Source organism: Pseudomonas sp. NPDC089758, assembly GCF_044748705.1.
GTDB classification, from domain to species: Bacteria; Pseudomonadota; Gammaproteobacteria; order Pseudomonadales; family Pseudomonadaceae; genus Aquipseudomonas; species Aquipseudomonas putida_X.
On the sequence record NZ_JBIVGN010000003.1, the window covers coordinates 247611 to 271994 of the forward strand.

19 protein-coding genes are annotated in these 24384 nt (G+C 62.9%); 6 read left to right on the forward strand and 13 right to left on the reverse strand.

What is annotated here, in order from left to right; translation table 11 throughout:
- Positions 1 to 59 precede the first annotated feature (59 nt).
- Positions 60 to 2225, reverse strand: a complete 2166-nt coding sequence (locus ACIPZH_RS05740) for a DUF1631 domain-containing protein (RefSeq protein ID WP_400635484.1) — start codon at positions 2223 to 2225, stop codon at positions 60 to 62.
- 242 nt (positions 2226 to 2467) lie between these two features.
- On the opposite strand from ACIPZH_RS05740, the gene nadC reads away from it, so the two are divergent.
- Positions 2468 to 3316, forward strand: coding sequence for a carboxylating nicotinate-nucleotide diphosphorylase (nadC, locus tag ACIPZH_RS05745; RefSeq protein ID WP_267818691.1), 849 nt, complete (start codon positions 2468 to 2470; stop codon positions 3314 to 3316).
- A 138-nt stretch (positions 3317 to 3454) separates the two neighbouring features.
- Here the strand turns inward: nadC and trxB are convergent, their stop codons facing one another.
- Positions 3455 to 4417 (reverse strand): thioredoxin-disulfide reductase, encoded by a 963-nt coding sequence (trxB, locus tag ACIPZH_RS05750; protein ID WP_003247318.1) that lies wholly within the window; start codon positions 4415 to 4417, stop codon positions 3455 to 3457.
- A gap of 330 nt (positions 4418 to 4747) precedes the next feature.
- Between trxB and cysZ the strand changes: the two genes are divergently transcribed.
- Together cysZ and ACIPZH_RS05760 are read left to right on the forward strand one after the other, a co-directional pair.
- Complete coding sequence (gene cysZ / locus ACIPZH_RS05755) at positions 4748 to 5473, forward strand: sulfate transporter CysZ (RefSeq protein ID WP_241806360.1); 726 nt, start codon at positions 4748 to 4750, stop codon at positions 5471 to 5473.
- A gap of 92 nt (positions 5474 to 5565) precedes the next feature.
- Complete coding sequence (locus ACIPZH_RS05760; RefSeq protein ID WP_400635486.1) at positions 5566 to 5943, forward strand: hypothetical protein; 378 nt, start codon at positions 5566 to 5568, stop codon at positions 5941 to 5943.
- Between the two features lie 64 nt (positions 5944 to 6007).
- On the opposite strand, the gene ACIPZH_RS05765 is transcribed toward ACIPZH_RS05760, so the two are convergent.
- A complete protein-coding gene (locus ACIPZH_RS05765; RefSeq protein WP_400635487.1) occupies positions 6008 to 7324 on the reverse strand; it encodes a methyl-accepting chemotaxis protein in 1317 nt (438 codons plus the stop codon).
- 174 nt (positions 7325 to 7498) lie between these two features.
- On the opposite strand from ACIPZH_RS05765, the gene ACIPZH_RS05770 reads away from it, so the two are divergent.
- Positions 7499 to 8713 (forward strand): glycosyltransferase family 4 protein, encoded by a 1215-nt coding sequence (locus ACIPZH_RS05770; RefSeq protein ID WP_400635489.1) that lies wholly within the window; start codon positions 7499 to 7501, stop codon positions 8711 to 8713.
- On the opposite strand, the gene ACIPZH_RS05775 is transcribed toward ACIPZH_RS05770, so the two are convergent.
- The 3 genes from ACIPZH_RS05775 to ACIPZH_RS05785 all read right to left on the reverse strand — a co-directional run bounded on the left by ACIPZH_RS05775 (position 8682) and on the right by ACIPZH_RS05785 (position 11020).
- Positions 8682 to 9785, reverse strand: coding sequence for an NADH:flavin oxidoreductase (locus ACIPZH_RS05775; RefSeq protein WP_400635491.1), 1104 nt, complete (start codon positions 9783 to 9785; stop codon positions 8682 to 8684). The two genes, ACIPZH_RS05770 and ACIPZH_RS05775, sit on opposite strands and share 32 nt — an antisense overlap.
- 124 nt (positions 9786 to 9909) lie before the next feature.
- Positions 9910 to 10392 (reverse strand): glutathione peroxidase, encoded by a 483-nt coding sequence (locus ACIPZH_RS05780; protein WP_046784531.1) that lies wholly within the window; start codon positions 10390 to 10392, stop codon positions 9910 to 9912.
- A 142-nt stretch (positions 10393 to 10534) separates the two neighbouring features.
- Complete coding sequence (locus tag ACIPZH_RS05785) at positions 10535 to 11020, reverse strand: peptidylprolyl isomerase (protein ID WP_400635493.1); 486 nt, start codon at positions 11018 to 11020, stop codon at positions 10535 to 10537.
- Here ACIPZH_RS05785 and ACIPZH_RS05790 point away from each other — a divergent pair.
- Together ACIPZH_RS05790 and pta are read left to right on the forward strand one after the other, a co-directional pair.
- Positions 11019 to 11321 carry a DUF3565 domain-containing protein gene (locus tag ACIPZH_RS05790; RefSeq protein WP_400635495.1) on the forward strand — a complete coding sequence of 101 codons (303 nt, stop codon included), beginning with the start codon at positions 11019 to 11021 and terminating at the stop codon, positions 11319 to 11321. The two genes, ACIPZH_RS05785 and ACIPZH_RS05790, sit on opposite strands and share 2 nt — an antisense overlap.
- A gap of 31 nt (positions 11322 to 11352) precedes the next feature.
- A complete protein-coding gene (gene pta / locus ACIPZH_RS05795; protein ID WP_400625985.1) occupies positions 11353 to 13440 on the forward strand; it encodes a phosphate acetyltransferase in 2088 nt (695 codons plus the stop codon).
- A 334-nt stretch (positions 13441 to 13774) separates the two neighbouring features.
- Here pta and ACIPZH_RS05800 read toward each other — a convergent pair whose 3' ends face one another.
- The 7 genes from ACIPZH_RS05800 to ACIPZH_RS05830 all read right to left on the reverse strand — a co-directional run bounded on the left by ACIPZH_RS05800 (position 13775) and on the right by ACIPZH_RS05830 (position 24124).
- Entirely contained in the window at positions 13775 to 14497 is a 723-nt protein-coding gene (locus tag ACIPZH_RS05800; protein ID WP_241806352.1) for an OmpA family protein, read from the reverse strand.
- Positions 14498 to 14606: 109 nt separating this feature from the next.
- A complete protein-coding gene (locus tag ACIPZH_RS05805; protein WP_400635497.1) occupies positions 14607 to 15251 on the reverse strand; it encodes an MBL fold metallo-hydrolase in 645 nt (214 codons plus the stop codon).
- A gap of 116 nt (positions 15252 to 15367) precedes the next feature.
- Entirely contained in the window at positions 15368 to 16060 is a 693-nt protein-coding gene (locus tag ACIPZH_RS05810) for a sensor histidine kinase (protein ID WP_400635499.1), read from the reverse strand.
- On the reverse strand, positions 16057 to 17664 hold the full coding sequence (locus ACIPZH_RS05815; protein WP_241806349.1) for a tetratricopeptide repeat-containing response regulator: 1608 nt from the start codon (positions 17662 to 17664) through the stop codon (positions 16057 to 16059). The genes ACIPZH_RS05810 and ACIPZH_RS05815 overlap by 4 nt, the downstream gene beginning before the upstream one ends.
- A gap of 159 nt (positions 17665 to 17823) precedes the next feature.
- Positions 17824 to 20541 (reverse strand): LuxR C-terminal-related transcriptional regulator, encoded by a 2718-nt coding sequence (locus tag ACIPZH_RS05820; protein WP_400635501.1) that lies wholly within the window; start codon positions 20539 to 20541, stop codon positions 17824 to 17826.
- Positions 20542 to 20814: 273 nt separating this feature from the next.
- Complete coding sequence (locus ACIPZH_RS05825) at positions 20815 to 22179, reverse strand: DUF1329 domain-containing protein (protein ID WP_241806347.1); 1365 nt, start codon at positions 22177 to 22179, stop codon at positions 20815 to 20817.
- Between the two features lie 25 nt (positions 22180 to 22204).
- Positions 22205 to 24124 carry a DUF1302 domain-containing protein gene (locus ACIPZH_RS05830; RefSeq protein WP_400635503.1) on the reverse strand — a complete coding sequence of 640 codons (1920 nt, stop codon included), beginning with the start codon at positions 24122 to 24124 and terminating at the stop codon, positions 22205 to 22207.
- Positions 24125 to 24384 lie beyond the last annotated feature (260 nt).

The following is a 24384-nucleotide window of genomic DNA, read 5'->3' on the forward strand; positions in this document are numbered from 1 at the left end:
ACAGAGGCGCAGTATGCCCTGCCAGTATCGCGCTTTGCATGTGAATCTGCAGCAGCAGGTCAATGAACCTGCTGCTGGCGCAAGCTTTCCAGCACGCTCTCCAGTGCCCGCTCGAACAGCAGGCCGTCGTCCAGTAGCCGCACCTCACCAAGGCGCAGTGCTTGAGCGAGGCCCAGCAGGTTCCACTCGCGTACCTTCATGCCGGTGCGGTTGGCGAATACCAGGCGGTCACTGCTGTCGATACGCGCCACCAGTTTGCAGCGCAACGGCTCGTCATCGTCGAGCACTTCTATCCACGCGCCGATGCGCAGGCGCTGTACCGCACGCAGCTGCGCGGTGTGCTCGTCGTGCGGGTGCAGCGGCGCACAAGCGGGCTCTTCGGCCATTGCCAGCACAATGTCCTCAGCCACCAGCACTGCGGCCAGGGCCTGATCGTCTGGGGTAGGCGGCAGTTCGGCCCCGGCGCAGGCACGCAGGTGCAGTTGCTCGAGCTGCTGGAAAAAGTCGCGGGTCGACTGCGAGTCCAGCGCCACGCCGGCCAACCCCTCGCGCAATGCCTTGAGCAGGCCGGGCACTTGCTGCAGCAGGGCCTGCGGATCACGCCGGGGGAGGATGCTGGCGAGCAAGGTGTCCATGGTCGCAAGGGCGTTGATCCACGCCGAGGAGCCCTCACCTTGTTTGAGCCATGCCAGCAGCAGCACCTGGCTCCAGGCTTGTACCAGCATCTGCACGACCACCTGAGGCAGCACCTTACCGCGCAAGCGCTGATTGAGTACCTGTTGCACCTGCTGGCGAGCCTGCACCGCCCGCGCACGCCCTTCTTCGGCATCGCGGGTACGCTGCTCGAGCAGTTCGTTGCGCCGCCGTTCATCCTGGCTGAAGGCCATGAAGTCCTCCAGCAGTTCGGCGAACACCGCCGCGTCCTCGGTGAAGTCGTTGAGCAGACGCTGGACGATGCGCTCTACCCGCAGGTGCAGGCTGTCACGCAGGCCTTCGCTGCCGGTCTCCCAGCCGATCGAGGCGGCAGCGATCTCATTGAGCAAGCGCCGGGCAGGGTGGCTGGCGCGGCTGAACAGCCCTTTGTCGAGCAGTGCCACCTTGAGCATCGGGATATGCAGGCGTGCAATCAGCGCCCGCAGGCTGTGCGGCAGGTTGTCATCGGCCTGGATGTAATCGAACAGAAGGCCGACCAGGTTGATCATGTCTATGTCGGCCGTGGCAATGCGCCTGCGGGTGCCACTGCGCACACTCACCCGCAACAGCAACTGTTCGAGCTGCTGGCCAAGGTCGAAATCGTCTTCGTCGAAGGTGGCCGGCACGTAGTGCTGCAAATGCGTGAGCAGGCGCAGCAGGTCGGCAGTGTTTATCGGCTGAGCCGTGGCAATCGATTGCAAGCGTGGCGCGATCCTCCCGCGCGCCGGTGCCAGCAGCCCCTGCAACGAGGTGAAGAAAGCCTGCCCGGCACTGTCTGCGCCGATGGCCCCGTCAGGCCTGAGGCTGGCAGGCGCCCGCCGCGAACTCAGGCGACGGTCCTCGGCACGCCGGCGCGGCGCAGGCGGCAGCTCAGCCAGCACGCCGGCAGCGGCCAGCAACTGGTTGGCTTCGCCGTAGAGCACGTCGGTATCACGCAGCACATAGCGTTCGAACAGCTTCAGCAAGACCAGTTTGACCCGCAGGCCAACACCCAGATTACGCCCGGCTTCGAGGAAGTAGCCACATAATGCGCCAGGTGCGAGCGGGTTCTTTTGCGCGTCCAGGGTACAGTCGAGCAGGGCCTGCAAACGCAGGCTCAACTGATCCAGGGCAAGCCCGTCACGCGACAGCACCTGCGCGACCATGTTGTCGATGGTCGCGGCCCGCTCCTGCTGAGCCTTGTTCCGCGGGTGATCGGCAACGGCTGCAAAACCCAGCGGCTCGGGCTGCCCGAGGCGGGCGAAAGTCTCGTAGAAGGTGTCGAGAAAGCCGCGCTCGATGCTCTTGCGCTTGAGGCGCAGGTCGCGCATGGCTTCGAAATAGAGGTTCTGATCGAAACGGTCGGCAGCCTTCTCGGCCATTTCAAAGAGGGTATCGTCAGCGTTGTCGAACAAGGCCTGCAAGCCTTGGCGCAATTGCAGCGCCGCCTTGTCGCGCACCTGCAGCAACAGCATCGGCAGACAAGGCAAGGGCGTGCGCGCACCTCGATCGATGGCGGCCGCCAAGGGCACCACCTTGCCTTCTTTATGCATCCCGAACTCCTTGCTGGGCGACGTGTTCGATAAATATGAAAATCGTCAAAGCTATGACGCCAAATACTGGGCGCTATTATCGGTAAAAAAGCCGATCCCTGCCAGCGCCGCTTCACTCGCCGGTAAATGACTGTATTTTTTGCCAAATGCTCACTTGGCCTGACCAAAGGTCCGCTGCAAGGCGGCTGTAAACAGCGGCCCCCTGCCCTATAATCGCCGGCAACTTGCTTGTGGAGCCGACCATGCCGAACCTACGCCTTGCCGACCTGACCGCCGAGATCGAAGCCAACGTGCGCCGCGCGCTGCTGGAGGACATCGGCAGCGGCGACATCACCGCGCAGCTGATTCCGGCCGAGCGCCTGGCCAAGGCCACCATCATCACCCGCGAAGATTGCGTGATTGCCGGCACCGCCTGGGTCGATGCCGTGTTCCGTCAACTCGATCCGCGTGTTGCGGTGCACTGGCAGGTGGCCGATGGTGACCGTGCCACGGCCAACCAGGCGCTGTTCCACCTCGAAGGCCCGGCACGTTCACTGCTCAGCGGCGAGCGAAGTGCGCTGAACTTCCTGCAGATGCTGTCGGGCGTGGCCACGCGGGCCCGTGCGCTCGCCGACCTGGTCGAAGGCACCCAGGTGCAACTGCTCGACACCCGCAAGACCCTGCCCGGCCTGCGCCTGGCGCAAAAATATGCGGTGACCTGCGGCGGCTGCCACAACCACCGCATCGGCCTGTTCGATGCGTTCCTGATCAAGGAAAACCATATTGCCGCCAGCGGCGGTGTGCCCGAAGCAGTAGCGGCAGCCCACCGCATTGCGCCGGGCAAGCCGGTGGAAATCGAAGTGGAAAGCCTGGATGAACTGCGCCAGGCGTTGAGCGCCGGTGCTGACATCATCATGCTCGATGAGCTGAGCCTGGACGAAATGGGCGAAGCGGTACGCATTACCGCTGGCAAAGCCAAGCTGGAGGCCAGTGGCGGGGTAACTGAAAGCACCCTGCGGGTGATTGCCGAGACTGGGGTGGACTACATCTCCATTGGTGCGATGACCAAGGATGTGAAGGCTGTCGACCTGTCGATGCGCCTGAGCCTCTGAAGGGGGCTGAACCGGGACTAGAGAAAACACCGGCCAGATGGCGCGATGTGTTGGGATGGGGGCCGCTTTGCGGCCCATCGCCGGCAAGCCGGCGATGGGCTGCGTAGCAGCCCTGAAACGCTAAAAACCGGCAACAGATCAGAACGAGGCGTTGGCCAGGCCGTCCAGGTAACGCTCGACATCCAGCGCCGCCATGCAGCCGGCACCAGCAGAGGTGATCGCCTGGCGGTAAACGTGGTCAGCCACGTCGCCTGCGGCAAACACACCTTCGACATTGGTGGCGGTAGCGTTGCCTTCACGGCCGCCGTTGACCACCAGGTAGCCGTCCTTCAGGGTGAGCTGGCCTTCGAACAGCGAGGTGTTCGGCGTGTGACCGATAGCGATGAACACGCCGTCGACCTTGATTTCGTCGCTGCTGCCATCGTTGTTCTTCAAGCGCGCACCGGTCACGCCCATGTTGTCACCCAGCACTTCATCCAAGGTAGCGTTGAGCTTGAGCTCGATCTTGCCTTCGGCGACGCGGGCGTTGAGCTTGTCGACCAGGATCTTTTCGGCGCGGAACGTTTCGCGGCGGTGCACCAGGGTTACCTTGCTGGCGATGTTGGCCAGGTACAACGCCTCTTCCACGGCAGTGTTACCACCGCCAACCACTGCCACCGGCTTGTTGCGGTAGAAGAAGCCGTCGCAGGTAGCGCAAGCCGACACACCCTTGCCCATGAAGGTTTCTTCCGACGGCAGGCCCAGGTAGCGCGCGCTGGCACCCGTGGCGATGATCAGCGCGTCGCAGGTGTACTTGCCGCTGTCACCCTGCAGGGTGAAGGGCTTGTTGGCCAGGTCCACGGCGTTGATGTGGTCGAAGACGATCTCGGTCTCGAAACGCTCGGCGTGTTCCTGCATGCGCTGCATCAGCGCCGGGCCGGTCAGGCCATGGGGGTCGCCTGGCCAGTTGTCGACTTCGGTAGTGGTGGTCAGTTGGCCGCCAGCCTGCATGCCGGTGATCAGCAGCGGCTTGAGGTTGGCGCGGGCGGCGTACACCGCCGCGCTGTAACCGGCAGGGCCGGAACCGAGGATGATGACGCGCGAATGACGTACTTCAGACATGTCGAACTCCTGTCGAGCGGGCCTCAGGGGCCGGCATCGGTATACCGGCTGCGCCAGCTGGAAATTAAAAAGGACCCACGCAGCACTTGGGGAAGGCTACAACGCGCAGGTCCGAAACCTGAAAGTTGAGCGCACTGTAGCGAGGTGGCAGAGATTAAGGAAATATCCTTCGACAATCCACCTCATAGGCACCCTCTATACGTCAATTTCACCTACGAAAAAGGCCCTGGCGCTTTTGTTACAGGCAGTTTCCCGCACGCTGCCCGCCTTTCGTCGGCGCGGCAAAGCCGGTAAGGTCAGCGCGTTTTCCCTTCTCTGCGGAGCGTCTCGATGCAAGCCCCTGTCCTCTCCGGCCCCCAGTACCTGCGCGAAGGCCTGAAACTGGTGCTCAGCCCCAATCTGCGGTTGTTCGTGCTGCTGCCGTTGGCGATCAACCTGCTGCTGTTCGGCGGCATGATCTACTTCGCCGGCCACCAGTTCGGCCTTTGGCTCGATGCCCTGTTGCCAACCCTGCCCGACTGGCTGAGCTTTCTCAGCTACATCCTCTGGCCGCTTTTCGTCGCCTTGCTGGTGCTGATGGTGTTCTTCACCTTCACCCTGGTGGCCAACATCATCGCCGCGCCTTTCAATGGCTTTCTGGCCGAAAAGGTCGAGGTGGTGGTGCGTGGCGAGGATAACTTCCCAGCCTTCAGCTGGGGCGAACTGGTGGCGATGGTGCCACGCACCTTCGGCCGCGAAATGCGTAAGCTCGGCTACTTCCTGCCACGGGCCATCGCGCTGTTCATCCTCTCGTTCATCCCGGTGGTCAACGTGATCGCCGCGCCGCTGTGGCTGATCTTCGGTGTGTGGATGATGGCCATCCAGTACATCGACTACCCGGCGGACAACAACAAGATGAGCTGGCAGGACATGCTGGCCTGGTTGCGCGAGAAGCGCTGGCAGTCGATGGGCTTCGGTGGCATCACGTACCTGGCGTTGCTTATACCAGGCGTAAACGTGCTGATGATGCCGGCTGCGGTGGCGGGGGCGACGCTGTTCTGGGTGAGGGAGCGCTAGCGAGACATATGTACGGCTAGCCGCATTACCCGCCGTTGTCTACTGATTATCGGGCCGCATCTTCGCAGCCCGATAATCAGGAGTTGAACACTATGAACGACGATAAAGACTATTTGGACCTGTCTGGCATTCCTGAGCACCTGCAAGGCTTCGAGATTCTCAAGCACAAGGCCAACTGGCGGCTGGATGAAGCGTTGCAGGCCCAAGGCATCGATTTTCCGGCCTCCGCGCTGTTCGTCAACAGCGTCAATGACCCAAGTGAGCAGGTGGTGACTCACAGCGCCTCGCTGGTAATCCTGCTGGTCGAGGCTGTGCAAAACAATGAGCATCCGGTCATCAGGGGTGAGACCAGCGGCGTCTTCGGCATCGCGCATTCGTTCGCTGACGAGCACCGCATCGATGGCAAGTACGCCAGTATCGAAACCTTCGCTGCCATTGCCAGTGACGTCTACGAGCAACTGACTGCCTGACCCATGACTGCGTACCCGGCGCCTATCTGCTCCGGGTATTTGGCGTTGTCATGCGGCAACCGTCTCAATGGCTCAGCTGGCTGGAAAACTGCCCCACCGCATCCACCACTTTCTTCGCCCCCTCCTGAATTTCGACGATCACGCCTCCGGTATCCGCCGCCAGCGCAAGCCCCTGTTCGGCCTGGCGCTTGCTGGTATCGATGATGTCCACCGCCGCCTGGGCCAATTGCTCATTCTGCTGCACGACCTTGGCGATCTCTTCAGTAGCGGTACTCGTACGTGAAGCCAACTGGCGCACTTCGTCGGCGACCACCGCGAAGCCACGCCCCTGCTCCCCGGCACGCGCGGCCTCGATGGCGGCGTTGAGCGCCAGCAGGTTGGTCTGGCCGGCAATATCGCTGATGGTCTTGATGATTGCGCCGATCACCTTGGACTGCTTGTCCAACGCCTGGATACCGTCCGCGGCGTCCTGCATCGAGCCCTCCAAGCCGCGCATCACCTCGACGGTCTGGGTCACCACATCGGTAGCCTTGCGCGCGCTGCTGTCGGTTTCGAGCGAGGTGGTGTAGGCGATGTCCGCTGCCTGCGCCACGGCTTGCTCCTGATTGACCTGGTCGGTGATCACGGTGGCGAACTTCACTACCTTGTACAGCACATCATGGGCATCGATGATCGGGTTGTAGGAAGCCTCCAGCCACACGGTACGGCCATGGGCATCGATCCGCTTGAAGCGGTCGGCCACGTACTCACCGCGGCGCAGCTTGTCCCAGAATGCCTGATAGCCCGCCGAGTTGGCTTCTTCCGGCTCGCAGAACATGCGGTGATGCTTGCCGCGAACCTGCTCCAGGCTGTAGCCCACCGTCTGCAGAAAGCGGTCATTGGCAGTCAGCACCAGGCCGTCAAGATTGAATTCGATCACCGCAGTGGAGCGCATCAAGGCCTTGATGAGGCTTTCGTGTTCGCGCGAGGTCTCGATGGTGCGGGTCAGGTCGCTGGAGTGCATGGAGAAATGCCTGATGCGCCCATCACTGCCCTTGACCGGTTGCAGGATTGAGCGCAGCCAGGCTTCTTCGCCGTTGCCACGCAGCAAGCGGAAGGCACCATTGAGGTGTTCGCCGCGGTGGATGGCGCTTTTCATGCGCTGGTAGAAGTCGAGCTTCTTCACATGTTCCGGCACGATTTCTTCGATACTGCGCCCGATCAGTTGCTCGCTACGGTACAGCATCTCTTTCTCGAAGTTGCCGTTGACCAGCTCGATACGCCCTTGGGGGTCGAGCTGGAGCACCAGCATTTCGCTGTCCAGGCTGTTCTTGATCTGCTCGATGGAATGAAGCTCCTCGCGCAGTTGCTGGATTTCTTTTTTGAGCTTGCTGTTGAACATCACCGCTCCCGGAGCGCGTCACCTGATCAGATGCATCTTCATCGGCTGCCTATCAGGGCTCTTGAGTGCTGCTCAAGGAAATATTCATCCCACTGAAACGGCCGGCGATCAGGCGTCACGGGCGCGTCACAAGGCTGTCACATGGGCGCAACGCGGCGAGCGGAAACTTTTTTCATGAACACACCAGCCCTGCGCATCACCCTCGTCAGCGAAACCTTCCCACCCGAAATCAACGGCGTGGCCAATACACTTGGCCAACTTGGCGATGGCCTGCGACAGCGTGGCCACCAGGTCGAGATCGTACGGCCACGCCAGGCCGGCGAATTGCCTGCAGGCGACGATCAGAACCTGTTGCTGTGCCGCGGCTGGGGCCTGCCGGGATACCCGGGGCTGCAATGGGGCGAAGTGTCGATGCACACGCTATTGCGGCGCTGGCGCCGGCAGCGCCCGGATGTGCTGTACATTGCCACGCAAGGGCCTCTGGGGCTCAGCGCATTACGGGCGGCCCGGCGCTTGGGCGTCCCGGTGGTCAGCGGTTTCCATACCAATTTCCCGCAGTATTGCGGCCGGTATGGCCTTGGCCTGCTGGCGCGGCTGCTCACTCATTACTTGCGTTGGTTCCACCGACGCACCGGTGCCACCTTGGTACCCAGCGCCAGCCAGAAGCTGGAACTGGAGCGGCGTGGCTTCGAACGCCTGGCGTTGATGGCCCGTGGGGTGGACGCCTGCCTGTTCAACCCGACCAGGCGCAGTCAGCCGATGCGTGATACCTGGGGGTTGGGCCCTGAAGACATCGCCGTACTGCACGTTGGGCGCCTGGCGGCAGAAAAGAATCTGGGGCTGCTACGCCCCTGTATGGACGCCCTGAAGAAGACTTATCCACACAAGCGGCTGCGCCTGATCGTGGTCGGTGACGGCCCGCAGCGCGCTGCGCTCGAACAGCAGTTGCCCGATGCCGTGTTCTGTGGCGCCCAGCGAGGTGAGTCACTGGCCGAGCACTATGCCAGCGGCGACCTGTTTCTGTTCCCCAGCCTGACCGAGACTTTTGGCAATGTAGTGCTCGAAGCCATGGCCTCGGGGCTGGCGGTGGTGGCCTATGATGAAGCCGCCGCCGCCCAGCATATCCGCCAGGGGCACAGTGGCGCCCTGGCCATGCCCGGTGATCAGGTGGCGTTCATCGATGCCGCCTGCTGGCTGCTCGAAGAAAGCGAAACCCTGCGCCGGGTGCGTCTGAATGCCCGCCAGCACGCCAGCCGCCAAGGCTGGCCGGCGATCGTCGAGCAATTCGAGACGCACCTGTACAACGCTTGCCTGCTAGCGCGCGCGGGTAGCGAGCCCGCAGGCACCGCCCTGGCGGTCAAGCCAGGGTCGCCAGCGCCTCGCGGCTGAACGGCAGCACCTGTGCTTCGCGGCCTTCGCGAACCTTCTGCGCCCATTCGGCATCCACCAGCAAAGCCCGGCCTACGGCCACCAGGTCAAATTCCTCATCACCCAGGCGGCGTAGCAAACCTTCGAGGCTGGCGGGCTTGGCCACCTTGTCGGTATCGACCATGAACTGCAGGAACTCGCCGTCGAGCCCGACGCTACCCACGGTAATGGTCGGTTTGCCAGTCAGCTTGCGCGTCCAACCGGCGAGGTTCAGCTCGGAACCTTCGAACTCCGGTTCCCAGAACCGTCGCGTCGAACAATGAAAGATATCCACACCCGCATCGGACAGGGGCTTGAGGAAAGCGGCCAGTGCCTCAGGTGTTTCAACCAGGCGGGCGTTGTAATCCTGCTGCTTCCATTGCGAGAAGCGGAAGATGATCGGGAAGTCAGGGCCCACGGCCGCCCGCACGGCCTGGATCAGCTCGATGGCAAAGCGCGAGCGGCCGGCCAGGTCGCCGCCGTACTCATCCTCGCGGCGGTTGCTGGCTGCCCAGAAGAACTGGTCGATCAGATAGCCGTGGGCGCCATGGATTTCCACGCCGTCCATGCCGATGGCCTGGGCATCGCGTGCTGCAGCGGCGAACGCGGCGATCACCTCACGGATATCATCGTGTGTCATGCCGTGCACCAGCACCTGGCCATCCTTGGCCTTTTCGCTTGGCCCATAGCCCGGCACCTCGGGGTCCGGCTCGGTGCCCAGGCGGCGTACCGCACCCACATGCCACAACTGCGGCACGATACGCCCACCTTCGGCGTGGACAGCATCGACTACACGCGCCCAACCGGCCAAGGCATCTTCCCCATGAAAACGCGGGACATGGGCATAACCGTTGGCAGCCTTGTGTTCGACCGTGGTGCCTTCAGTGATGATCAAGCCCACACCTGCAGCGGCGCGACGGCGGTAGTACTCGACCACGCCGTCGTGCGGTACGCCGCCAGGGCAGAAGGTACGGGTCATCGGCGCCATCACGACACGGGTCGGCAACTGGAGCGCGCCGAGGGTGAATGGCTGGAACAGGGGGTTGGTGGACATTGGGCGCTTCCGTCTGGGTGAGGAAATACGCCTGAGGTTAGGGCCAGTGGAAGGCATGGCCCAGCATTATTGATCGGGGTGATTCTGCGGTATCGCTGGGGGCGCGAAGCGGCCCCAGGGATCGTCAGCCCAACGCTTTCTCGATGGCTTGCACCACGGTTGGATCATCCGGCGCCGTACGCGGTGCGAAACGCGCCAACACCCGCCCGTCCTTGCCCACCAGAAACTTTTCGAAGTTCCAGCTGATATCGCCAGGAAACTCGGCGCCCTCACCCGCCAGCAGGCGGTACAGCGAATGACGCTGCGGCCCGTTGACCTCCAGCTTGGCCCCCAATGGGAAGCTCACGCCATAGTTGAGGCTGCAGAACTCCTGGATTTCCTTCTCGCTGCCCGGCTCCTGGCCCGCGAACTGGTTACAGGGCAAGCCAAGCACGTTGAAGCCCTTCCCCTTGAACTGCTGCTGCAGCTTTTCCAGCGAAGCGTATTGCGGCGTCAGGCCACACTTGGAGGCGACATTGACCACCAGCACTACCTGGCCCTTGAACGGTGCCAAAGGCAGGTCCTGGCCGTTAAGCGCCTTTAACGTCAGGTCGTGAAATGCACTCATGATGAATCCCCTCTCAGGTTCCCGGTTGCCGCTGGGGCGAACAGCGCCCACTAAAAAGGCGCTCATCCAAGCCGTGCACCTCGCGGGGAGGTATGTCGGCTTGTCCGAGCGCCTGGCGACTTTCTGAGCTTAGCGCAGAAAATCAGTGGTGATGGCCACCTTCACCGTGGACGTGACGGTGAGCGATTTCTTCTTCGCTGGCATCACGCACGTTGACGACCTTGACCTGGAAGTTCAGACGCTGGCCGGCCAGCGGGTGGTTGCCGTCGACAGTCACGTCGTCGCCGTCCACGTCACGGATGGTGACGATCTGCATCTGGCCGTCCGGTGCCGAGGCATGGAACTGCATGCCCACTTCCACTTGGTCGACACCTTCGAACATGCTGCGGTTCAGGGTGCTGACCAGTTCGGCCAGGTATTCGCCGTAAGCCTCTTCAGGCTCGACGCTGACGTTCAGTTCGTCGCCAGCCTGTTTGCCTTCCAGGGCTTTTTCCAGGCCCGGGATGATGTTGGAGTGGCCGTGCAGGTAGACCAGCGGCGCGCCACCGGCGGAGCTGTCGATGGTCTCCCCGGCGTCGTTGGTCAGGGTATAGTCGATGGAGACTGCCTTGTTGGCGGCGATCAGCATGGGGCAAGACCTTTTGCAAAAGAATGTAGAGCGCACAAGTGTAACCAACGCATCGCCCGATTGCGAACGCAGCGCGGCGGCTGGGAGATCCATCAGTCGGATCATGGGCTTTCACCAGGACCACGAAGGCCACTGGGTGGTCCAGCTGTCCTGCGGCCACACCCAGCACCTGCGCCATCAGCCACCGTGGCAGGCACGCCCGTGGGTGCTCGACCCCCAGCAGCGTGCACTGCGCATTGGCCAGGCTTTCGCCTGTGGCTGGTGTGCACAAGAGGCCGATAGCGATACCCTTGGCCGTTGATTCCTTGCAACGCTTATTCCGAGAAGCACGCATGCAGACATTTTTCATTGCGCCGACCGACTTCGGTGTCGGCCTGACATCCATCAGCCTCGGCCTGGTGCGCACGTTGGAACGGGCCGGGCTAAAGGTCGGTTTTTTCAAGCCGATCGCCCAGCCCCACCCCGGGGATACCGGCCCGGAACGCTCCAGCGAACTGGTCGCACGCACCCACGGTATCAAGCCGCCAATGCCGCTGAGCCTCGCTCAGGTCGAGCGTATGCTCGGCGATGGCCAACTCGACGAGCTGCTCGAAGAAATCATCCGCCTTTACCAGCAGGCTTGCGTGGGCAACGACGTGGTGGTGGTCGAAGGCATGGTGCCGACCCGCCACGCCAGCTACGCAGCACGGGTCAACCTGCACCTTGCCAAGAGCCTGGATGCCGAAGTGATCCTGGTGTCGGCGCCAGAAAACGAAGTGCTCAGCGAACTGTCCGGGCGGGTCGAGTTGCAGGCCCAACTGTTCGGTGGCCCGCGCGACCCGAAAGTGCTCGGGGTGATCCTCAACAAGGTCCGCACCGACGAAAGCATGGCCGAATTCGCCGCACGCCTGCGCGAGCACTCGCCGCTGCTGCGCGGCAACGATTTCAGGCTGCTCGGCTGCATCCCCTACCAACCCGAACTCAACGCCCCGCGCACCCGTGATGTGGCCGACCTGCTTGGCGCCCAGGTGATCAATGCCGGTGACTACGAGCAACGGCGCATGAACAAGATCATCATCTGTGCACGCACCGTGGCCAATACCGTGCCGTTGCTTACGCCAGGCACCCTGGTGGTGACCCCGGGCGACCGCGACGACATCATTCTGGCGGTGAGCCTGGCCGCGATCAACGGCGTGCCCCTGGCCGGCCTGCTGCTGACCAGCGACAGCAAGCCCGATGCACGCATCCTCGGCCTGTGCCGCGGCGCCCTGCAGGCTGGCTTGCCGATCCTCTCGGTCAGCACCGGTTCGTACGACACGGCCAACCAGCTCAACTCGCTCAACCGCGAGATCCCGGTGGACGACCGTGAGCGCGCCGAGTTCATCACCGATTTCGTCGCCAGCCACCTCGACGCTGCCTGGCTGCACCAGCGCTGTGGTACTCCACGTGAGCTGCGCCTGTCACCTGCAGTGTTCCGTTACCAGCTGATACAGCGGGCGCAGCAGGCCAACAAACGTATTGTCCTGCCCGAAGGCGCCGAACCATTGCTGGTACAGGCCGCTGCGATCTGCCAGGCGCGGGGCATCGCCCGCTGCGTGCTGCTGGCCAAGCCCGAGGACGTCGAAGCGGTGGCCCGTGCGCAGGGGATTACACTGCCGGCGGACCTGGAAATCCTTGACCCTGAGTTGATTCGCGGGCGCTATGTCGAGCCGATGGTCGACCTGCGCAAAAGCAAGAACCTCAATGCGCCGATGGCTGAGCAACAGCTGGAAGACCCGGTGGTGATCGGCACCATGATGCTTGCGCTGGACGAGGTCGACGGCCTGGTGTCCGGCCTGGTGCATTCCACCGCCAACACCATCCGCCCTGCCCTGCAGCTGATCAAGACCGCACCCGGGGCCAGCCTGGTGTCTTCGGTCTTTTTCATGCTGTTCCCCGAGCAGGTACTGGTGTACGGCGACTGCGTGATGAACCCGCACCCCAGCGCCAGCGAGCTGGCTGAAATCGCGCGGCAGAGCGCTGAATCGGCGCAAGCCTTCGGCATTGCGCCACGGGTGGCGATGATCAGCTATTCAAGTGACTCGGCGAGCGACGAGGAAGTCGAGAAGGTGCGCGAAGCAACGCGCCTGGCACAAGAGGCCGAGCGGGGCCTTGTGATCGACGGCCCGCTGCAGTACGACGCTGCCGCCAACCCGGCCATCGCCCGCCAGTTGGCGCCGAACAGCCAAGTGGCAGGGCGCGCCACCGTGTTCGTGTTCCCAGACCTGAACACTGGCAACACCACCCACAAGGCGGTGCAACGCAGTACCGATGGCGTTAGCCTGGGGCCAATGCTGCAAGGGCTGCGCAAACCGGTGAACGACCTGCCGCGGGGCGCTCAGGTGGACGATATCGTGCACACGATCGCGCTGACAGCCATTCAGGCCAGCGTGGTGCGTTGAAACCGGGGGCTGCTTTGCAGCCCAATCGCCGGCAAGCCGGCTCCCACACGGGTCCGTGGCGCTTGCAGATTGGACTGTAGGAGGCGGTGCAACGCAGTACTGATGGCGCTAGCCTGGGCTGCTCTGCAGCCCAATCGCCGGCAAGCCGGCTCCCACATGGGTCTGTGGCGCTTGCAGATTGGACTGTGTGGCGGTGCAACGCAGTACTGATGGCGCTAGCCTGGGCTGCTCTGCAGCCCAATCGCCGGCAAGCCAGCCACACGGGTCAGTGGCGCTCGCGATCCCGGTGGGAGCCGGCTTGCCGGCGATTGGGCCGCACAGCGGCCCTGCTGGTTCAAGGGTACTGCTGCACCTGCCCCTGCTGATCGTACTGCTGGCCAGGGATAGGCTTGAGGTTGACCTCGACGCGGCGGTTCTGCGCACGGCCATTGGCATCGGCGTTGCTCGCGATCGGCTGGTCCGGGCCCATGCCACGCACCGACACGCGCGATGCGTCCACGCCTTGCGAGGTCAGATAGGTGCTCACTGCCTGGGCACGGCGCTGCGACAGGTCCATGTTGTGCTGGCGGCTGCCGGTGCTGTCAGTGAAACCAACCACTTCGATGGTGTTCTGGTTGAACTGCTTGAACGAGGTGGCCAGGTTGTTCAGCGGCGAGTAGAAGCTTGGTGCGATGTTCGCTGAATCGGTGGCGAACGTGATGTTGCCCGGCATGATCAGCTTGATCTGATCGCCCTGGCGCTGCACTTCGACGCCGGTGTTGGCCATCTGCGCACGCAGTTCGGCTTCTTGCTTGTCAGCGTAGTAACCGTAACCCGCAGCCGCAGCACCTACCGCAGCGGCGCCAATCAGCGCGCCCTTGCCACGGTTGTCATGGTCGATGGCGGCACCGGCGATGGCGCCGGCCAGCGCGCCCAGGCCGCCGTACTTGGCGGTCTTGCTCATCCCGGTCGAACCACCTTGCGCCTGACCTTGGCTGTCGTAGGGGTTCTGGCCGGCACAGCCGGTCATCAGGGCTGCAGCGGTTGCGACGATAATCAGGCGACGCATGGTGAACATGGACAAGCTCCTACAATAATTCGTGTGTGCGGCACATCATGAATGCATCTATGCCAGCCTTGGATCGCGCTTAGACAAAAAAATTCCATGACGAACTGTTCATGCTGGTTCAGGCCCGCACGAACGGGTTCTCACGCATCTCGTCACCCAGCCGGGTATCAGGGCCGTGGCCGGTGACCACGATTGCATCTTCATCCAGGCGATACAGCCGCTCCTTGATCGAACGAACGATAGCCCGCTGATCGCCACCCCACAAATCGGTACGGCCGATGCCACGCCGGAACAGGGTGTCTCCAGCCACCAACAGCTTGGCGTCAGCGAACCAGAAACTCATCGAACCCGGCGTATGCCCGGGCGTGTGCAACGCCACGCCACAGCCGCAGGCCAGCGCTTCATCGTCACCCAGCCAGCGGTCTGGCGAGGGCACCGGGGTATAAGGGACACCGAACATCTGGCACTGCATCTCCAGGTTGTCCCACAGCACTTGGTCGTCCTTGTGCAGGTGCAAGGTGGCACCGGTCAGCTCCTTGAGCTTGCCCGAGGCGAGGAAATGATCGAAGTGCGCATGGGTGTGGATGATGCTCACCAGGGTCAGGCCGTGGGCCTGCAGGCGGGCGAGGATCTTCTCCGGGTCACCACCGGGGTCGACGGCGATGGCCTTTTTGGTCAGCGGATCGCCGATCAGGGTGCAATTGCACTGCAAAGGCGCGACGGGGAAGGTTTCGCGGATGAGGGTGGTTGGGGCAGTGTTCATGGGGGCTCCTGACGACTGCCTGGATGTTATCGTTGCCCGCCCCAGGGAGGCAATTATGCGGTTTTGTCGAGGATCGAACGCCTGCCTGGAAGCTTTCAGGGCCTATGACATCGCGCCTACGGCAGATACAACCTGAACAAGCCTCCGCCAAGCGCGCCACCATTGGCGATCTCGATCCGCCCCCGCACGCCATCGCGCTCATGCAGCGCAGCGATGCGCGCGGCGAAATAAAGGCCTAGCCCGGTGCTGCCGCTCTGAGCATCGATGCCCTGTACATAATCCTGCTGCCGCTCAAGCATGCGGGCCGGGTAGCCAGGGCCGTCATCGTTGACGCTGATCACCAATTGCTCGTTTTCCTCCGCAATGCTGATCAATAGCGCATGGCCGGCATAGCGGGTGGCATTGGTGATCACATTGGCAATCACCGAAGCGACCAGCTCCCGGTCGAAGAAGCCCAGCGGATTTTCGCTGTCGATGCGCCAGGTGGCGAGGATATCGTTGCGCTCCAGCACTTGCTGATGAGCCGCCAGCTGCGCTTCGATGAAGTCGTCCAGCTCGTGATAGTCCGGGCACACCGGCAGCTGGTTCACGCCCAGTTTGTACAAGCCCAGCATTTGTACCAGCATGCCATTGAGGTGGCGGAATTCGTGCTCGATCACGCCCTGCTCGGTTCCCCCGCGCAGCTCCTCGGGCAGGCGCGCCAGCCACTGGTCGTGGGACTGGATCAGCGCAGACAACGAGTTTTTCAGGTCGTGCACGGTGGAGGCGATCACCGTGGAGAAATCCAGCCCCTGATTGTCCTGGCTCATGCGCCGAACACCTTGATGTGCAGTTTGCGGTAACGGTCATACCGGCTGTCGCTGGCAGGGATACCCGCGACGCTGGTCAGGCAATTGCGACACTCCTGCATGATTGCCGGCGGTGTGGCTTCGCCACCGATGCGCAACAGCGCCTGGGCAGTGTTCAGGGCGATGCTGATGTTCTTCGGTTGCAGTGACAGGGCCTTGCGGAACATCTGCAGGGCTTCATTGAGCTGCCCGGCCTGATAGCTGCGCACGCCCTGGCGGTTGAGGTCCACCGCTTCGGTAACCGCCCCGAGCACAGTGGGGTCATCCGTCAGCTTGGCCACACTCTGCATGACCTTCGGGTCATCGCCGTAGGTTTCCACACAGCCCTTGAGGATCGTACCGCCGGCGTCTTCCTGGCCCAGGGCCTGCAGCTGTTTGGCCACGGTCAGGGCGGCTTCGACCGAGAAGAACTGGTCCATCTTGTCCAGCCGCTGCAGGGCCTGCTCGGTCAGCTTGGCGGCGGTCTCTGCATCACCGGCCTGCTGCAGGCTGGCAGCTTTCATCAAGCGCGCACGCACTTGCAGGCCCTGATCCTCGACGTTGTCCTTGGCCACCTCGCTGAGCACGGTGTTGATCTCGACTCGGGTACGTGCATCCAGGCCGAAGCCGGCGTTCTTGTTCATCAATGCCTGCACCAGCCCAAGGTTGCTTTCGGCATCCTTGTAGCGCGAGCTCTGGCCTTGGTTCACCGCGTGGCGAAACGCCTTCGAGGCGCTTTCGAAGTCTTCGTTGTCCAGCGCCAGTTTGCCCAGCGCGGCCTGGCGGCGTACGGCCAGGGGCGACAGGCGCACGGCTTCTTCAAGCATGTTCTGCGCGCGCTTGGTCTCGCCTTGGGCCACCAGAACATCCGCCATGCCGTCGTAAAGCCCGGGCATGATCGGGAAGGCCTTGAGCGCCTGCTCATAAACGCCCTGGGCCTGGGCATGCTGGCCACGCTTGTGCATCAGGCTGCCCAGTGCCGCATACACCCATGGCTGCGGACGGCTGGCGAGAATGCCCTTGAGGAACTTTTCCAGCTCGTCGAAGCGGTTCAGATCGCGCAAAGCATCAGCCCGGTAACGCAGGCACAGGGGCGCGAAACGCGGGTCCTTCTTGCACAACTCGGCGCACGCTGCCAGCACTTCGGCCGGGCGGCCACGGTCCAGGGCCTGCAGGATCGGCTTGAGCAAGGTCTTGCGCTGCGTCAGCTTGTCCAGGCGCTGAGCCAGGCCTACCCGGTTGAACGGTTTGGTCAGGTAGGCATCGGGCTCGTGCTCCAGGGCGCTGAGCACGATGGCCTGGCTACTCTCGGCGGTCACCATGATGAACACGCACTCGTGGCTGATCAGCTTGTCGAGGATCATGTCCTCCAGCACTTGCTGGCCGTTCTTCTTGCCATCCCCAAGGTGGAAATCCTGAAGAATGTAGTCATAGCGCTTTTGCCCGCACATGCGCAGGGCCTGCTCACCGCTGTCGGCAGTGTCGACGTCACGCACGCCCAGCTCGCGCAGCATGGAGCGCGTCGACGTGCGAAAGTCGGTGAAGTCATCGACGATCAGAAAGCTCTTTTGCCCGTACTGCAGCATCAACACGACCTGTATTGGATGATGGGAGGGTGGCGTGCGGCGATGCATACCGCCGAAACGTGTATCGGCAGGCAGGCGCAAAAGATGAGGGCAGGCTGTGCAGCAGCCAGAGGCTGGCCTGGGCGGTCGTTTATCCGGCCAGGCTGTCAACGGCCGGCATCAGGCCAGCAGGCCCAACGACTTGGCCCGTGCCACCGCCTGGGTACGCCGCTCTACCCCGAGTTTGCTGTTGATATGGCTGGCGTGGGTCTTGACCGTGTGCAAGGAGATGAACAGGCGCTCGCTGATCTGCTGGTTCGAGCAGCCTTGGGCGATCAACTCCAGCACTGCCAGCTCACGACCACTCAGCGCCTCGCACGTGCCGCTACTCGGCGCCGCCAGCTCGGGCAGACGAGCCAGCAGCTCCACCTGAACCTTGCAGGCGGGCCGTGCGAGCAGCTGCTCGCGAAGCCACAGCGGGTGCTGCTCGATCAACCACTGAAACGGCTGCATCACCCCGCCTTGGGCTGCTGCCAGGGCCACGGGCAAACGCTCGGCAGCCTGCGCCTCGGCACCCTGCTCCAACGACAAGGCCATCAGTTGGCACAGCGCGCTGAGGGTCAGCATCATGCCGCCGCTGACCTGCCCGCGCTCGACCAGGCCGCGCAGGCGCGCAGCGGCATCCTCACTGCGGCCTTGGATGCGTTCGAGCAAGGCCTGCTGCAACTCGATGTGCAGCGGTAACAACGGGTGGAACTCCGGCGCCGCCGCCGGCTGTTCGCCACCGTACGTCTGGCCCAGGCGCAGCAGCCAGGACTCGGCCAGGTCGATACGCCCCTGCGCCAGCCACAACTCGCACTTCACCAGCGTGATCATGGCCAGGTAGAAGATCGGCGGCACATCCCAGATATGCATCAGCCTCTCGGCTTCGGCCAACTCGGCGAAGGCGTCGGCGTAGCGCCCTTCACGGCCATCGAGGGTTGCGATCACGCAGTGACCTATCAGCACGCTGATGTCGCGGCAGGCGCGCGCTTCGCCCAGCCCCGCACGCAAGCGCGCACGCCCTTGCGCAGGTTGCAGGCGCGTCACCAGCAGGTAACCCTCGTACAACGTCAGCCGCGCGCGCACCGCATACAGCCGCTGCGCCGAGAGGCCCTGAAGGCGGTGCAGCCCTTGGCGTACTTCATCCAGCGCGCGCAGTGCCTCGCCCCTGGCATGCAGCACCCGGGCACGGTCGTAGTGCGCCAAGGCTTCGAACAAAGGGTTGCCAACCCGCTGGGCCAGCTCCAGCGCCTCGCGGTTCCAACCACGCGCCCGCCAGAAGTCGCCATCGGCAATGGCCAGGTTGGACAGCGTCGACAGGCACACCAGACGCTGCCCGTAACGTTTGCAAGGCAGGCTTTGCAGCGCCTCACCACAATAGGCCAGGGTGCGTTCGCGATCACCGCGGCCACGTGCGATTACCCCGCTCAAGGCCAGCCACTGGGCCAGCATGGAGCGTTGCGCGGTGGCTGAAGGCGCTGGCAAAAAGCGGCTGAGGTAGCTTGCCAGCTCTTCGGCGGCGTCCAACTGGCACGCCAGGCCCAGCGCCCAGCTGTACAGCACGATCAGCCGGGGCGTACTGATCAGCAGGCTGTCGGGCAAGTCCATCTTCCAGCGCAGCAGCATGCCGACGTTCTGCTCGGCCAACAGCTGCTCCTCCGACAGGCTCTGCACCAGGTCAGCGGCAACGTCCAGATGGCCAGCCCGCAGGGCTTGCTCCACCGCTTCGTCAAGCAGCCCCTGAGCCTGGAACCAACGGCAGGCACGCAGGTGCAGGTGCGCCTGCGGTTCGTTGGACTGGCGGCTGCGTAACAGGTCGGAGAACAGGTGATGGTAGCGATACCAGTGGCCATGCTCGTCCAGCGGCACCAGAAACACCTGGTGCGCTTGCAGGTAATGCAGGATGGCCGCGCTGTCGTCGCGCTCGCGCAGGGCATCGCACAACGCCGCGCAGAAGCGCTCCTGGCACGCCGTGTCGAACAGAAACGCCTGCACGTCTTCCGGCAGGATTTCGATGACTTCTTCCAGCAGATAATCGCGGATCAGCCCTTCACCGCCATGCAGAGCCTGGGGCAGCGCATGCTCGTCGCCGGACTCGCTGGCCGCCAGCTGCCAGAACCGCAATCCGGCAACCCAGCCGTCGCTGCGCTGGATCAGGTTGTCCAAGGCCTGGCCGCGCAGGCCTGTAGGCTGGCGTCCGATAACGGCCAGGGCCTCGTCGGGCGTCAGGCGCAGCTCCTGCTCGTTGATCTCGACCAGTTGCCGCGAGAGCCGCAGCCGCGCCAGGTGCCAGTCTGGCCGCTGGCGGCTGGTGACCAGCAACACCAAGCCGGCCGGCAAGTGGTTGAGAAAAAACTGCAGGCAGCGATCGAGCACTGGCCCCTGGGCCAGGTGATAGTCGTCCAGCACCAGCAGCAGCGGTGTGTCAGCTTGCAGGTACAACGCCAACTCGTCGAGCAAGCTGTCGATCCACTCCTCGAAGGCGAAGGGTTGGTGGCGCTGGCGCATTTTCAGCAGGCCCATGGCCTGGCCGCCCAACGCCGGGCAGTACTGCTGCAGGCCCTCTAGCAAGCGCTCGAGAAAACGGCCCGGGTCGGCATCGCGCTGGCTCAGCCCCAGCCAGAGGCTGCGCCAATGGTCGGGCAGCGCCTCGCAGAACTCCATGGCCAAGGAGCTCTTGCCAAAGCCTGCCGGTGCATTGACCAGCAACAAACGGCCGCCGAGACCAGCCTGCAAGCGCTGGCACAGGCGCGCACGCGGCACGTGGCCGTGCGGCAGCGGCGGCCGGAAGAAACGCCCGTCCAGCAGGCCCACGGCCTGGCTGGCGACTCCATGCGTACGGGACAAATCAGTCATGGCCGGCTCGTTCTGATTGGAAGACTACGGCAGTACGGATTGTTCCGAGACTAGCGGGTAATGCGGAGCATTTGAAGATGATGGGCGCAAATGGCCCGTAAAAGACTACGACAAAAAAAGACGGGGCTGATTGACAGAGGGCTGGCGCAGGGTTTAGCGAGATATTCACCCGCTTTATGACTGCCCCGGCGACTCAATGGAGGGGCCGTAACAGAAACGCCCCGGCAAGCCGGGGCGTTCTGGGAGTATCACAAGGGGTGAAACACTAGCGGGTCAGCGAATACCCGACTGGCGCAGCGCAGCTGGCTGGAAATCTGCCTTGCTGGCACTGAAGCCGAAGTCGTAGGCGCGCTTCTCCTCGTTCTTCATGCCCAAGGCCAGGTAACGGCCCGATTGCAGGTCGTAGATGGCCTCCAGGGTGTACCACGGTACCTGCACATTGTAGTAATCCTGGGCGTGCGCCTCGGAAACCCGCCACAGCTGGCCGCGGCCGTCATACTGGTCGATCACCGCTGCCTGCCAAGTATCCTCGTCGATATAGAAGTCGCGCTTGGCATAGATGTGGCGCTGGCCCGGCTTGAGCGTCGCGACCACATGCCAGACCCGGCGCAGCTCGTAACGGGTCAGGTCCTGATTGATGTGACCGGCCTTGAGGATGTCGGAGTACTTGAGCTTAGGATCGTCGAGCTTGTAAGCGTTGGAGGCGATGTACATCTCCTTCTTGCCTTCAAGCTTCCAGTCGTAGCGGTCTGGCGCACCGTTGTACATGTCCAGGTTGTCCGAGGTACGCAGGCCGTCGGCTGCGGTACCTGGCCCGTCATACGACACCTGCGGTGCCTGGCGCACGCGACGCTGGCCGGCGTTGTAGATCCAGGCCTTGCGTGGCTCTTTCACCTGGTCGAGGGTTTCGTGCACCAGCAGCACGGTACCGGCCAGGCGTGCCGGTGCGGTCACCTCCTGCTTGAAGTAGAACAGGACGTTGCCCGGGTTGTTCGGATCGAAGTCCTTCATCTTGTCGCGAAAGACGAACTGGTCGGCGAAGTACACCAGGCTGTAGGAGCCGTTCTGCTGCGGCGTGGCCTGGGTTACCAAACGGCTGACGCTGCCGCCACGGTAGCGGGTGATGTGGTTCCAGATAACCTCGATGCCAGTCTTGGGAATCGGGAATGGCACGGCGGTCTGGAAGTTGTTCAGGCCGTTGCCGCCTTCGACCAGCGTGGTCGCGGTGGCATTCTTCTTGATGGCGGCGAACACATCGTCAGGTACCGTGGAACCGCGGTGGGTCTTGTACACCGGGATCTTGAAGGTTTCCGGGTAGCGCTTGAACATTGCCACCTGGCCTGGCGACAGCTTGTCCTTGTACTGGTCAACGTTCTGCGCGGTGATGGTGAACAGTGGCTTGTCGCTGGCATAGGGGTCGGAAAGGAAACCCTTGGCATCGACGCTGCCTGCAGTCTTTGACAGCGGCTGCCACGGGCCGATGGAACCGTCGGCGTTTCCGGCTTTTTCCGCGCCCATCGGGGTCAGGGTGCTGCCCAGCTTTGCCGCTTCATCGGCGGAAACCGCAGCCATGACGCTGGTTGCCAGCAGGGACAGGCCCAGTACACCGGCTTGCAGCAGACTTCTGGTCTTGTTCATGTCGTGTCGTCCTGGATCTGTGTGCTTAGAAGTTCACGCCGAAGCTGAGGGCGACGAAGTCGCGATCATCCACGGTGCTGTACTTGCCGTCGAAGAAATTGGTGTACGACAGGCTCGCGGTGTAGGTCTGCTGATACTCGGCGTCCAGCCCAAGGCTGACGGCCTTGCGGCCTTCCTCGAAGTTGCCGCCAGGGCCCGGCGAGTAACCATCGACGTCATGCGACCAGGCCAGGCTGGGGCGCAGGTTCACACCGGCAAAGACGTTGTTGTAGTCCCAGATCGCACGGACGCGATAGCCCCAGGAATCAGACGTGGTATAGCCATCGTTCTCGCAGTAGCGCGATACGTTGTTGGCATCGGCGGTGCCCAGCGTACTGCTGTTGAGCGCCTCGCACTGGCCGTTGGGCAGAGGCCCAGGGCCGAACACCGGGTCACGCCCGTAACGCATCTTGGAGGTGCTTTCCAGGCCACCGACGTGGGTCCAGCCGATTTCGCCGACCATGGTCAGCCGCTCGGCACCCATCACCTGATCGAAGAAGTGGGTGAAGGTGGTCTGCAGCTGGGTGATTTCCTTGCGACGATAGCCAGGCTGATCGGCACCAGGTGTGCCCTGCAACACAGACACATCTGGGTTGAGCGGCGTCAGGCCCGAGTAGAGGATATCGGTGGTATTGAGCTGCACTGGAGCGTTCGGCCGGTAGCTGACCTCCCCGCTCCAGGCGGTACCGGTAGGCAGTGTGGTCGAGAAGCTCAGACCATACAGGCGGATGTCCTCCGGGTACTCCACGTAGTAGCTGGAGTTGCCTGCAACCTGCAATGGCATGAGGCTTGGCAACAGGCTCGCGAGCGCAGCAGCCGGCACCCCCGCACTGACCAGCGCGCCCGCCAGGCCGGCTGGATCGTAGAACTGGGCATCGGCACCGCGACCACTGAAGATCGGCGCACGGCTGTGGTAGTTCATGAAGTAGCCACCGAACTCGGTATTGAGCGGCTCATACATATAGCGCAATGCAACGCCAAACTGGCCACTGTCCCGCGCATCGCGATCCGCGCCACGGCGCACGATCACGCCCTCATCGGGGGAGCCGTAACTCACACCGCGTGCAGCCAGAGTGGCCGCGACAGGCGCAGCCAGCGGCCCAAGCCGGCTGGCCAAGGTGTTTTGCGTGGCCAGCACGGCCAGGTTGTTGTCACAGCCGTCGGCGATCACGTCGGGCTGGGAGAAGAAGGTGCTGCAGTTGTCGACAACGGTCTGGTCCCACTCGATCTGGTAGAAAGCTTCGGCCGACAGGTTGTCGGTGAGGCTCTGCGAGACGTAGAACATGTTGACCGGGATCAGGCCTTCCTTGATTTCAGCCCCTGGCCGGCGGAACGCTGAAACATCGATCGGGTTGACCGCGTTGATGCCGCCGCCGATGAAGGTACTTTCCCCCCAGCTCACCACCTGCTTGCCCAGACGCACCGAGCCGGGCTGATCACCAATGGCGTAGTTGTGATAGACGAACGCGTCGAGCAGTTCGGCGCCAGACGATTTTGCGCCCTCTTTGCGGTTTGAATCGCTGATGTCCTTGAACTCGCGGTTTTCGTCCTTGAGTTCGAAGTCGTACCAGTACTTGCCCCGCACGAAGATCCCGGTGTCCCCGTACTTCAGTTCAAGGTCATGAATGCCTTTGAAGATCTTCGAGAAGGTTTCACCTTTCTTGAAGTTGAGGTGACCATCGTCCGAAGTTTGCGAAAGACCCTTGCCGCCGTTGTTGGCGCCGATCAGGTTGCTGTTCGGGTTGGCGGTCGACCAGCTGGCCCCGACAGAGAGCGACGAGTCGAACTGGCCTTCGATTTCCCCGATGTTGAAACTGACCGCGAAAGCAGGGCTTGCGAGCGTGGAAGCAAGGCTGACGGCCAAAGGCAGCTTGGCCCGACGCCAGAACGGGTATGCAGATGTCATCGACGCTACTCCATGTACTTTTTTGTTATGGCAGTGAGTCCTTTCAAGAACGGCCCGTGCGACCGGTGTTCAGGCTTGCGCCCGTGACGACACGTGTTGCGCGTGTCGCCCTCCCCCATTCCTGAAAATCCCCTGGCCCCGACTATAGCCAGCCGACCAAGGTGCTTGATCCCTCTAAAGTGTGATTTGCATTCCCTTGGCCAATTCGCCCTGGCGTGTAACCAGGTTGCGCACCGGCAGTGCTCAAGCATGGCCGATTT